Genomic DNA, 12651 nt, shown 5'->3' on the forward strand with positions numbered 1-12651 from the left:
CTCCTTTAATTTTTTGAAATATTAGCTAAAAATTTGTGATAATTTCTTGAAATTTTCCTTGCAGATAGGCCACCCCAACACCCTCTCTAAGCCCATCATCTATCACTATAAATTTCACTTTTTGCCCTCTTAGAAGCTCCTCCAAAAGCAGCGTTCCAGCGATGAGTGGATATTTTCTGTTTCTTCCAACCGCCACATCTGCGCTCTTATCATCCATCTTTAAAAGTTTATCTACAAACCAAGCAAGATCATCATCTCTAAGCTCATATCCGCTTACTTTTCTTGGATCATAATTCTCGTAGTTAAGTCCGAGTCGTAACGATGCAATAGTAGTTGGTACGCCAGAAGTCAGCACGATAAATTTATTTTTTAAGTTATTTAAAAATTCTCTTGCATCTTTTGTATAAATTTTTGCATTTTCTTGCATCAGATCAAGCGCTTTAAACCTCTCGTAAAAGGTGATGATGCCAAATTTAAAACTCATAAAATTTCCATCTTCACCGATCTCTGAGCTTGCTCCACCGATGTCAATGATGCTAAAATTTTCATTGATTCCAAGCTTTTTAAAAGCATTTTGAACACCCAAAAATGTAAGTTTTGCTTCAGCTTTACCACTGATGATATGAAAATTTATGCCAAATTTCTCTCTTATCTCGCTAAAAATTTCCTCGCTATTTGACGCCACCCTAAAAGCCTCAGTTGCGACTGCTACGCATGTAAATTTATCAAAATCAAATTTACTTTTAGCCTCCGATATCGCTTCAAAGAGCCTATTTTTAGACTCATCTGCTATCTTACCACTTTCATTTAGCCCTCTAGCAGCTCCTACTATCTTTTCATAAATTTGCTCATTACTAAAGCTATTTTGTTCTTTTTTGACAAGTGCTACGCGAAATGTGTTTGAGCCAAGATCGATCGCTATAACCAAAATTTATCCTTAAAATTTTTTGTAGATTCTAACATATGATAATTTAGTATCATTTAAAGTTGAAAAATTCTAAAAACTTTAATATTTTTCAAGATATAATCCCTATCAAAAACCTTATAAGGGGGCTTGATTGCTTCGAGATAACTTATTGGCATTTGTTATTTTTGCAATTTGTAGCGTTGGATTTTTCGTTTGGGGCTATCAGTACATCCCGACAAATAACTACTTTTTATTCTTGATCGCCGGCATGTTTGGTCTTTTTATGGCCTTTAATATCGGTGGAAATGACGTTGCAAACAGCTTTGGCACAAGTGTTGGCGCTAAGACTCTTACGCTTAAGCAAGCTCTCATCATCGCAGCCATTTTTGAGCTTAGTGGTGCGATATTTGCAGGATCAGAAGTTACAAATACGATTAGAAATGAGATCGTGAAATTTCCAAGCGATCTAAATCCGATGAAATTTGTCATCATTATGATCTCAGCCCTTCTAAGCTCAGGCCTTTGGCTATTTTACGCATCCAAAAAAGGCCTACCAGTCTCGACCACTCACTCGATCGTTGGCGGCATCGTTGGTGCAGGACTTGCTATGGGCTTTATGATAAAAGATCCAGAACCATTTAGCATGGTCTCATGGGGTGAGATTGGCAGGATCGCCGTAAGTTGGGTTATCTCACCACTGCTTGGAGGTGTGATGTCTTACATTATATTTGGCTACGTAAAAAGTAAGATTATTGAGCCAACACATGAACTTAAAATGAATCTAAAAGCTCTAAAAGCTGAGCGAAAAGCCTATAAAGAAAGCTTCATAAAGGCACTAAAAACAAAGCCAGCTGAGGAGCAAATAGCTACTCTTTCAAAGATCGCAGTTATCGACGAGGACGAGATCGAAACCACTGAATACAGCGAGTATCGCTCAAAAATTCGCATCATGAAAGATAGTGAAAAAGAGATAGATACTTTTAAAGCGATGAAAAAGCACATCCCGATCATCGCTGGATTTGCAGCAATGGTCATCTCATCGATGATGCTTTTTAAAGGGCTGGAGCATATAAATTTAGCCTTTAGTATCATCCAAACTATCTGGATCATCTTTGTGATTGGGGCTCTAGCGTATCTTGCAAGCCTTGCTATCATAAACGTCATGAGCAAAAACGATAGCGAAAAGAGCATCAATAGAATTTTCTCATGGTTTCAAATTTTTACCGCTTCATCTTTTGCATTTTCACATGGTGCAAACGATATCGCAAACGCAGTTGGACCATTTGCAGCTGTGCTTGATGTGCTAAAGACTGGCTCTATAAATGAAAGCTCTCCCATACCAAGCATCGCAATGGTAACCTTTGGTATCTCGCTTGTAGTTGGACTTTGGTTTTTAGGTAAAGAGGTGATCACTACTATCGGCTCAAAACTAGCTGAAATTTTGCCAACAACTGGCTTTAGCGCTGAGCTTGCCTCAAGTATCGTCATACTTCTAGCTACAAAGCTTGGCATACCAGTAAGCTCTACGCATATCCTAATAGGCGCGGTTTTGGGCATTGGTATCGTAAATAAAAATGCAAACTGGAAAATGGTAAAACCTATCATCCTAGCTTGGCTCATCACGCTTCCTGCAGCTGCTATCTCATCGGCTATATTTTATTTTGTCCTTGCTAAATTTCTAGGCGTTTAGTCATATTTTTGGATTGCAAAACCGCCCTATTTCTAGATATTTTTTGTATAAATTTTATATGAAAGCTTGGCAAGTTGATCCAACCTGCCAAGTAAATTTGAAGTTATTTTTTCTTAATGATGATCTTCTCACCATCGCTATCAATGGTAATCTCATCGCCACTTTCAAGCTCATCTTTTAAGATCATATCAGCGATCTTATCTTCAACTAGCTCATAAAGCGCTCTTCTAAGAGGCCTTGCGCCATAAACTATGTCAAAGCCAGCTTTTGCGATAAATTTCTTAGCTTCTTCGCTTAAAATTGCCTTGATACCGCGGTTATGAAGAGTTTTTTCAAGCTCTTTAAACATGATCTCAACGATAGAGATTAGGCCTTGCTCATTTAAAGGATTAAAGATTATCGTATCATCAAGTCTATTTAAAAACTCTGGTTTAAAGTAGTTTTTAAGCTCGTTTTTAACAGCCACATCACGATCTTCTCCCTTTAGCTCCATTATGAAATTTGAAGCAATATTTGAAGTTAAAATGATGATAGTGTTTTTAAAATCAACCGTTACGCCCTTATTATCAGTCGCACGTCCGTCATCTAAAATTCCTAAAAGTATGTTAAATACATCTTTGTGAGCCTTTTCAACCTCGTCAAAAAGTATGACTGAGTAAGGTCTTCTGCGAACTGCTTCTGTTAGCTGACCGCCTTCATCGTAGCCTATATATCCTGGAGGTGCACCAAGAAGCCTGCTCACGCTATGTTTTTCCATATATTCGCTCATATCAAAGCGGATAAGCGCCTTCTCATCATCAAACAAAAATTTAGCCAAAGCTTTAGCAGACTGAGTTTTACCAACGCCTGTTGGTCCAAGAAATAAAAACGAACCAATCGGCCTTTGACCTTCATTTAGCCCTGCTTTGTTTCTTTTAACAGCACGTGCGAGTGCGTGTAGTGCGTCATCTTGACCGACAACGCTCTCTCTTAGATGCTCTTCGATGCGCAGATATTTTTCTTTTTCGCTTGTTAGCATCTTTTTAACTGAAATTCCAGTCCATTTGCTCAAAATTTCAGCCACAAGCTCTTCATCGACTTGATTTTTAAGAAGCACACCCTCTTTTTTCATACTCTCCCATTTTTCTTCAAGCTCGTGTTTGTGCTTTTTAGCGTCAGCTATCTTGCCGTATTCTATCTCGGCAGCCTTTTGAAGATCGCCATTTCTTTTTGCTATCTCAGCTTGTGATTTTAAGCTATCGATCTCTTTTGTAGCTTTTGAAATTCCGCCAAAAACGGCCTTTTCGTTTTCAAATTTAGTATCAAGCGCTAGCTTTTTCTCATTTAGATCAGCTATCTCTTTTTCGATCTCGCCAAGTCTTTCTTTATTTTTATCCGCATCCTCCATCTTTAGAGCTTCTTTTTCTACTTGAAGCGTTACGATCTCGCGTTTTATCTTTGAAAGCTCATATGGCTCACTTTCTATTTGCATTTTTAGCTCAGCTGCTGCCTCGTCGATAAGATCGATCGCCTTATCTGGCAAGAAGCGGTTTGCTATGTAACGGTCACTAAGCCTTGCTGCGGCAACTAGTGCACTATCTGTTATTGTGATGCCGTGGTGAACTTCAAGGCGCTCTTTTATACCACGTAAAATTTGAAGTGCCTCATTTACACTTGGCTCTTTGACATCTATCGGCTGAAAACGTCTTTGAAGTGCTGCATCTTTTTCAAAGTATTTTCTGTATTCTTTTAATGTCGTCGCACCAACAGCGTGAAGCTCGCCACGTGCAAGAGCTGGTTTTAGGATATTTGCAGCGTCCATTCCACCCTCGCTTGCACCTGCTCCAACAATGGTATGAATTTCATCTATAAAAAGTATGATGTTGCCAGCTTTTTTTACCTCGTCGATGATAGCCTTTAGTCTATCTTCAAACTCGCCCCTATACTTTGCTCCAGCTACAACTGCACTCATGTCAAGTGCGATGACACGTTTATTTGCAAGACTTGTTGGCACATCACGAGCCACTATCTTTTGGGCTAGCCCCTCAACGATGGCTGTCTTACCAACGCCTGGCTCACCAAGCAATATAGGGTTGTTTTTGCTCTTTCTTATTAAAATTTGCATCATTCTAGTGATCTCTTCATCACGGCCAATGACTGGATCAAGCTCTTTATTTAGCGCTTTTTGCGTTAGATCGATACCAAATTTCTCTAAGCTATCAAGAGTATCATCGCCAGTTTGGCTATCTATCTTTTTGCCGCCTCTTATGCTCTCAAGATTCTTTTTAATCTCCAAGATGTCACAAAATTTACTTAAAATTTGTTTGATCTCACTAAGCTCAAGAGATGAGATGATCCATGTATCAACAGCTATGTAGCTATCTCCCATACTTACCATCAACGCTTTTGCATTTTCAAGAGAATTTATAAGCTCTCTTGAAACTGAAACGTTATCTTTTGTGACATTTGAGCTACTTGGAAGTGAAGAAATTTTACTTTTTACTTCAAGCTCGACAGCGTCTTTACTTACATTCATTTTATTAAACACTTGGTTTAAAATAGAATTACTATCTGCAAGTAAAGCCCAAAAAATATGAAGTGGAACAACTTGCGGATTTTTAGAAAATATCGCTAAACTAATACCTTTTTCAAGAGTTTCTTGCATCTGAGCTGTTAAATTTTCTGTTATATCAGCCATTAAATCTCCTTGGATTATTTTATATGGTCGCCATTATATAACTTTAGTCTTATGTTGTCAAGTATTTTTATAATGCTTGTCACTCTTTTTATTTAATTGCTAAAATTTACCGTTATAAATTTGTATCAAAAACTATCCAAAAGCAAAAATATAAGCTTAAATTTATACTTTTTTTAGCCAAAAGCTAATAGAATTGAGCCAAAAGTTATAGGAGAAATTTTGAATAAATTTAGTAGATTTTTTGCACTAAAAATTACAGGTGCTTTGCTTATCTCAAGCGTAGCAGTGAATGCACTTTTTGCAAAGAGTGAAGACGAAGCAAGTGCGAAGCTTGAAGCACTTTCAAAGCTTACAAAAACAATTTCAACCGTTGAAAAATACTATGTTGATGACATTAAATTTAAAGAGATCATCGATAAAGCCATTGCTGGTTTAATGCAAAATTTAGATGCCCACTCAAGCTTTTTAAATGAAAAAGCTTACAAAGATATGCAGGTGCAAACAAGTGGAGAATTTGGTGGCCTTGGCATAACAGTTGGTATGAAAGATAGCGCACTAACCGTTATCTCACCGATAGAAGATACACCAGCTGATAAAGCAGGTATAAAATCAGGCGACATTATTTTAAGAATAGATGGCAACTCAACTATCGGTACAACGATAGATGAAGCTGTAAATAAAATGCGCGGCAAGCCAAAAACTCCAATAACTATCACAATTTTGCGAAAAGGTGAGCAAAAGCCGTTTGACGTAAAGATCATAAGAGATCTTATAAAGGTTGAGTCTGTCTATGCAAAAATGATAGAAAATGACAACATTCTTTACGTGCGTGTCACAAATTTTGACAAAAATGTTGTTACAAAGGTAAAAGAAGCAATCAAAGAGTATCCAAAAGCAAGTGGCATCATACTTGATCTTAGAAACAATCCTGGTGGACTTTTAAATCAAGCTGTCGATCTAGTTGATCTTTTTGTAGATAACGGCGTCATCGTCTCTCAAAAAGGTCGCGACGCATCTGAAAATGTAGAGTATAAAGCAAGTGCGAGTAAAACTCTTTCAAAACTACCACTTGTTGCACTAGTAAATGGCGGAAGTGCTAGTGCTAGCGAGATCGTAAGTGGCTCACTTCAAGATCATAAACGTGCTGTAATAATCGGCGAAAACACCTTTGGCAAAGGAAGCGTCCAAGTGATCCTTCCAATAGACGACACCGAAGCACTAAGACTAACCATCGCAAGATACTACTTGCCAAGTGGTAGAACTATCCAAGCAGTTGGCGTAACACCTGATGTAATAGTACATCCAGGCAAAGTACCACAAAGTGATGATAGCGCATTTAGTATAAAAGAGAGCGAGTTAAAAGCTCATCTGAAAAGCGAGCTAAACAAGATAAATCCTACAAGTGAGGGCAATAAAACTGAAGCAAAAGATGATAAAAAGATAATCACGCAAAAAAAAGTTGATGAAGATATTCAATTAAAAACAGCGATTGACACGATCAAAATTTTAAAAATAAAACAATAAATTAGAAGGAGATCTCCATGCAAAAAAGAGAGCTTATTTACGAGGGAAAAGGTAAAAAAATGTATGCCACAGACGATGCAAATCTGCTTGTGGCTGAATTTAAAGACGATCTAACAGCATTTGATGCTCAAAAAAGAGGCAACGAAGCTGGAAAAGGCGCATTAAATAATAAAATTTCAACACAGCTTTTTAAGCTTTTGGAGAGTAAAGGCATCGTGACTGACCTAGTTGAGACTATTAGCGACACTGAGCAAGTAGTCAAAAAATGCGAGATCATACCTCTTGAAGTTGTTGTTAGAAATATCGCAACTGGTTCACTTAGCAAAAGACTTGGTATAAAAGAAGGTATAGTTTTACCTTTTACACTTGTTGAGTTTTACTACAAAAACGACGATTTGCACGATCCATTAGTAACAGATGAGCACTGTATCATTATGGGATTGGTAAAGAGTGAAAAAGATCTTCAAACTCTAAGACACACAGCTAGAGAGATCAACTCTATATTATTTAAATTTTTTGCTGAAAGAGATCTAAAATTAGTTGATTTTAAAATAGAATTTGGTATTGACAAAGACGGCAATATCATTCTAGCTGATGAGATAAGCCCTGATAGTTGTAGATTCTGGGATGCTAAAACTAATGAAAAACTTGACAAAGATAGATTTAGACAAGACCTTGGTAGCGTAAAAGTCGCTTACGAAGAAGTTTTAAGAAGAATTTTATCGTAAGGACAAAAATGAAAGCTGTTGTAAATATAGCATTAAGAAGTGGGGTCCTTGACCCTGCTGGCAAAGCAGTGGAGCATGCTTTAAATTCTCTTGGATTTAGCGGTGTATCAAATGTCAGGATAAGCAAACAAATCGTTTTAGATATCGATGAGAGTGATAAAGCTAAAGCGAATGAGCAGCTAAAAGTGATGTGCGAAGAGCTTTTAGCAAATACCGTCATCGAAGACTATGAGATCGTGCTATGAAAGTAGCGATAATACTTTTTCCTGGCACAAACTGCGAAGAAGACACAGCTCACGCTTTTAAGCTGCTTGGTTGCCAAACGCAGATCATCTGGCACAAAGAAGATAAGATAGAAGCTGACCTGGTCGTACTTCCGGGTGGTTTTAGCTATGGAGATTATCTAAGAACAGCTGCAATAGCTAAATTTAGCCCAGCTATGCAAGCTGTAAAAAAGCATGCAAAAAAAGGCGGCTATATCTTAGGAATTTGCAATGGTTTTCAGATGTTACTTGAGCTTGGACTCTTAAAAGGTGCAATGAGAAGAAATGAAAATTTAAATTTTGTCTCAAAATATCACCACCTAAAAGTAATCTCAAATAACAATAAATTCTTAGCAAATTTAGCCAAAAATGAAGTAGTTAATATACCTATCGCTCACGGCGAGGGCAACTATTATACTGATGAAAACACTCTAAAAGGCCTTTACGACAACGATCAAGTATTACTAAAATACTGTGATGCTAAAGGCAACGAAATAAATCCAAATGGCTCAGTTGATAGCATAGCTGGAATTTGCGATGAGAGTAAAAAGATTTTTGGTCTTATGCCTCATCCTGAGCGTGCTTGTGAGAAAATTTTAGGTACAGATGATGGTATGAAGATGCTAAAAGGTCTAGTTTGGTAAAACATTTTCTTTTTATCTCCCTACTCGTACTAAATTTATTTGCTATAAATACCGACGAAGTAAGCGTTTTTGACATGATGGACGAAGCTAGGGAGGATAAATTTGTAAATAGCCCTACTTCAAATCCAAAAACTCAAAAACCGCCAAAAGAACAAGATTTTTCAAGAAAATTTGTGTCACCACAGCCAGAGCGCATCACTCCGGAACAGATGCGAAACATCGTGCCAACAAACGAGCCAGATATTAGCGTCCCAGACAATCAAGTATATGACAAGATCAAAGTAAAAGAGCTTCTTTTAAAAGCCACAAATGTACCAAAAAATGTTGTTATAGGAGAAATTTTTAGTGTTGAGATAGTGGCTGATACACAAAATGACTTTGAGTTTGAGTTTGAGACACAGCTTGATGAAACAAATATAAAATGGCTAAATAAGAAAAATTTTCAATGGGTAAAAAGTGAAGACAACAAATATGTAGGTACTTTTTATCTTGAGGCAACAAGCATTGATGCAAAGACTTTAAAAGTTAGCTTAACCCTAAAAAGAAATGGCGAAAACTATCAAAGCTCAAGTATAAATATCTTTTTACCAAAGCTAAAAGAGCTTAGAAGCGATGAGAACTACAACCATATCGTGGCCGATAATCTTGAAGTTAAGAAATTTAAGACAACAAAATTTGATGATATAAACAATATCATGGTTGTAGAAATTTATGGTAACAACGTAGATCTAAGCGCCTTTAATATTGAAAATAAAACGATATTAAAGCAAGGCGTAGATACGATAAATGGCGACTTTAACTCACAAAGTGCATATTATTTTGCAGTATTTAAGCCAAATAAAAAATCGCTTGACTTTAACTACTACAACCTAAAAAAGGCTAAATTTGAAAGTTTTTCTTTACCGGTGAGTGTTGAAGATGACGATGTCAGCACACAGATCGGACTAAACCCAAAACAAAGTGAATTTAGCACCTATAAAGATGTCATGATCTACTCTTGCGTGGTAATTTTTATATTATTAGCTGTTTGGCGTAGAAGGCTTAGCTACTTTTTCGTAGCAACCATTTTTATAGCACTTGGAATTTATACCTACAATCCTTTTGGTAAGGCTATTCTAAAACCAGATATTAGCGTTTCGATCTTGCCTACAAAAAACTCAACCATTTTTTACACATCTCATAAAAATGAAAATGTAGAAATTTTAGACACAAAAGGCGACTACTCAAAAATTTTATTTGCGGACGGTAAAATCGGCTGGGTAAAAAAGGATAATCTTGTCAAAAATTAGAGCTTTATTTTTTGCTATTGAGTTTGTTATTAGTGTTGTTCTAGTCGTCTTTTTTATGTGGCTATTTAATGACAAAAATAGAGCCATAAGAAAATTTTGGGGAAGATCGCAAAGGTTTTTTGGTGGATATAAACTTAAAGTGATAGGCAATTTTAGTGATGAGGCAAATATCTTACTTATAAACCACCAAAGCATGCTTGATATCATCGTCATCGAAGAGCTTCACCCAAAAAATGTCTGCTGGATCGCAAAGGCACAGATCGGTAAAATTCCTATAATTGGTAAAATTTTAAGCTTACCAAAAATGATAGCGGTTGAGCGCGAAAATAAACATTCACTAATAAAGCTTTTAAGTGAAGCAAAAGATAGGGTTGAAAATGGTCGCGTTTTAGCTATATTTCCCGAAGGAACTAGATCTCAAACTAATAAGCTTTTACCTTTTAAGGGCGGTGCAAAACTATTAGTTGAAAAGCTAAATTTAAAAGTTCAGCCTATCGTTATTGTAGGAAGCGATGCGATGAAAGTAAAAGAATTTAGCTTTAAAAAAGCAGATATCAAGCTCTTTTGCCTCGATTTAGTCGATACTTCAAAAGAAAACTGGCTAGAGGCGACTAGAGAGAGTATGCAAAAAGTCCTAGACGAAAATAGAAAATAAATTTAGTTTTGCAAATTTACAAAGCCCCTACTCTATATCATTATCTATAAAAATTTGATTTTATATACTAGAAATTTTTATCAATAAATTTAAAAAGGTCCAGCGCGAAAGCTAGACCTAAAATATGAGCTTAAGGGGTAAGCTCTCAAGTCCTAAAGACACTAAGTTTTGAATTTAATGCATCTGTCATCTTGTTTAGATATTCTGCTGCTGAAGCTATCTCTTCGACACTTCTAGCATTTTCAGATGAAATTTGGTTGATATTTGAGATGCCTTCCATGATTTCATTTACATTTTTACCAGTTGCGATGTAGTCTTGCATAGTCTTATCAGACATTGCTATAGCGTTATTCATCGTCTCACTCATAACATTTATAGTTTTTTCAACGTCGCTTGCCACGTGAGTTAGCTCTTGGATCTGTTTAGAGTTGATACCCATTTGCTCACTACTATCATTGATCGCTTGAACGATGACATTGATAGTTGCATTTATCTCAGTTAAACTCTTTTGAGTCCTCTCAGCTAGCTGTCTAACTTCATCAGCAACAACAGCAAAGCCACGTCCATGCTCACCAGCTCTTGCAGCCTCGATAGCTGCGTTAAGTGCAAGCAAATTTGTCTGATCAGCTATATCATTGATAACAACAAGGACTGATTTTACCTGCTCGGCATCACGGCTAAGCTGATCGATCTTATCAGCCATTTGATTTTCTACATTAGCAGAGTCAATAATCTGCGCTGATAGCGATCTTATAGCTTCAGTTGCCGTTTTTATATGTGTGCTAGCCTTTTGAAGGTCATCTTTGCCAGCTTGAGCTACTGCTAAAGATTCTTTCATATTTTCTTGCATTACTTTACATCTTTGATTTGTCTCTTCTACTATTTCAGTTGATTTTTCTACACGTTTGCCTGTCTGAAGAGATGTAGAACTAAGCTCATTTGCAACGGAGCTATTTTCACTTGAAAGGTGCTTTGTATCACTTATTAATATTCTTATTCTTTCAATAAAATCATTTATATCTTTACTTATTTTAGCTATCTCGTCTTTACCATAAATAGGAATTTTAATTGTAAAATCAGATGTTATCGCATTTAAATTTGCTCCTAGTCTATCGATAGGATTTGCAACCATCTTTTTAAGTAAGAGCATCGAAACAGCTATCAAAAGTAAGGTAACTATGATGCTTGCTATGATGAAATTTTTACTAACTACTTTTAGTGGTGTTAAAAAATCATCAGTAACAGCTGAACCTAAAACCATCCAGTCTAGTTTATCAAATGACTCAAAAGCAACTATGCAGTCAACCCCATCAATTATAATAGGCTCAATACCCTTTCCTTTTTTAACAATATTATCCATAGTAGTTTTTAATTCGCTACTTAGCTCTTGATCTGCCTTGGTTGGATGAAAGTCAAATTTACCAGTTTTAGTATTGTAAAGAGAAAAATATCCATGCTTACCAAGTTTCATCTCAGAAAAAGTCTTTTTCATATTGTTTAATCCTTCGGTAGGATCATAACCAACAAATAAAATTCCTATTACCTCGTTATTTTCAATAATAGGATCATAAATACTCATATAGTTGCGTCCAAATAAATTTACAACGCCTATATACCTCTCTTTATTCATGATATTTTTATAGGCTTGACCGTTTTTGTCAATCATCGTACCAACAGCTCTACTACCATCAGCCTTCGTCACCGATGTACTAACTCTTAAAAAATTATCACCTGATTTTGCAAAAATGGTTGAAATTCCGCCTTTTGTAGCGTTATTAAATTTATCTAGAATATCGTAGTTATTGTTTAAAATACCATTTTGAGATATTAGTTCTATCGCTTCGTATTTGTCAGTCTTGCTCATCTGGTGATTAGTTGAAATTTTTCCAATCATCTCTTTAAAAACACTCATTATTAGCTCTGCACTACTTACATTATCTTTTTCAAATAATTTAACCGTATTCATAGCAAGCTGGACGTTTTGTTCTACTGTTGTAAGCACACCATCTTTTATCTCGCGCTCTAAAATATTTGATGTATATACAACAAAACATGTCATAGATACCGCCAAAACCGTAGCAATCGTTGCTGAAACTTTTACCAAAATGCTTCGTAAATTCATTTTGTCTCCTTTTTCCAAAAATTTTCACCTTGATTATAGCACTATTTTAAATAAACTTTATACAATAATGCATAATTAATAATAATTAATAAATTATCATTATTATTTTATTAATAAACTATAACTTTTTTGAAATCATTTTAAAAAATTAA

The 12651-nt window shown here is 36.0% G+C and carries 9 protein-coding genes and 2 pseudogenes; 7 read left to right on the forward strand and 4 right to left on the reverse strand.

The features are described from left to right. Nucleotides 1–25 precede the first annotated feature (25 nt). A complete protein-coding gene (locus CYP28_RS05035; RefSeq protein ID WP_103593319.1) occupies nt 26–928 on the reverse strand; it encodes a disulfide bond formation protein DsbA in 903 nt (300 codons plus the stop codon). Between the two features lie 130 nt (nt 929–1058). Here CYP28_RS05035 and CYP28_RS05040 point away from each other — a divergent pair, with 130 nt between their 5' ends. Beyond that, nucleotides 1059–2597, forward strand: a complete 1539-nt coding sequence (locus CYP28_RS05040; protein ID WP_103593320.1) for an inorganic phosphate transporter — start codon at nt 1059–1061, stop codon at nt 2595–2597. A 103-nt stretch (nt 2598–2700) separates the two neighbouring features. Here CYP28_RS05040 and CYP28_RS05045 read toward each other — a convergent pair whose 3' ends face one another. Next, nucleotides 2701–5274, reverse strand: a complete 2574-nt coding sequence (locus CYP28_RS05045) for an ATP-dependent Clp protease ATP-binding subunit (protein WP_103593321.1) — start codon at nt 5272–5274, stop codon at nt 2701–2703. A gap of 207 nt (nt 5275–5481) precedes the next feature. Here CYP28_RS05045 and CYP28_RS05050 point away from each other — a divergent pair, with 207 nt between their 5' ends. From CYP28_RS05050 to CYP28_RS05075, 6 genes are read left to right on the forward strand one after another with little or no spacing between them, the layout of a single operon-like run. Next, entirely contained in the window at nt 5482–6798 is a 1317-nt protein-coding gene (locus tag CYP28_RS05050) for a S41 family peptidase (protein ID WP_410369078.1), read from the forward strand. A 17-nt stretch (nt 6799–6815) separates the two neighbouring features. After that, the gene (purC, locus tag CYP28_RS05055; RefSeq protein WP_103593323.1) at nt 6816–7526 is read left to right on the forward strand and encodes a phosphoribosylaminoimidazolesuccinocarboxamide synthase; all 711 of its coding nucleotides are present in this window, start codon (nt 6816–6818) and stop codon (nt 7524–7526) included. A gap of 8 nt (nt 7527–7534) precedes the next feature. Beyond that, nucleotides 7535–7771: a phosphoribosylformylglycinamidine synthase subunit PurS gene (gene purS, locus CYP28_RS05060; protein ID WP_103593324.1), complete on the forward strand. Its 237-nt coding sequence runs from the start codon at nt 7535–7537 to the stop codon at nt 7769–7771. Further along, nucleotides 7768–8433, forward strand: coding sequence for a phosphoribosylformylglycinamidine synthase I (purQ, locus tag CYP28_RS05065; protein WP_103593325.1), 666 nt, complete (start codon nt 7768–7770; stop codon nt 8431–8433). The genes purS and purQ overlap by 4 nt, the downstream gene beginning before the upstream one ends. After that, complete coding sequence (locus tag CYP28_RS05070) at nt 8427–9722, forward strand: SH3 domain-containing protein (RefSeq protein WP_103593326.1); 1296 nt, start codon at nt 8427–8429, stop codon at nt 9720–9722. Before purQ ends, CYP28_RS05070 begins: the two co-directional genes overlap by 7 nt. Beyond that, nucleotides 9703–10377, forward strand: coding sequence for a lysophospholipid acyltransferase family protein (locus CYP28_RS05075; RefSeq protein ID WP_258032484.1), 675 nt, complete (start codon nt 9703–9705; stop codon nt 10375–10377). The genes CYP28_RS05070 and CYP28_RS05075 overlap by 20 nt, the downstream gene beginning before the upstream one ends. Nucleotides 10378–10522: 145 nt before the next feature. Here the strand turns inward: CYP28_RS05075 and CYP28_RS10900 are convergent. Beyond that, nucleotides 10523–11575, reverse strand: a pseudogene (locus CYP28_RS10900) (methyl-accepting chemotaxis protein); the annotation flags it as partial. A 27-nt stretch (nt 11576–11602) separates the two neighbouring features. Next, a pseudogene (locus tag CYP28_RS10905) lies at nt 11603–12499 on the reverse strand (Cache 3/Cache 2 fusion domain-containing protein); the annotation flags it as partial. Nucleotides 12500–12651 lie beyond the last annotated feature (152 nt).

The organism is Campylobacter concisus (genome assembly GCF_002914195.1).
In the GTDB taxonomy this organism is placed as follows: domain Bacteria; phylum Campylobacterota; class Campylobacteria; order Campylobacterales; family Campylobacteraceae; genus Campylobacter_A; species Campylobacter_A concisus_M.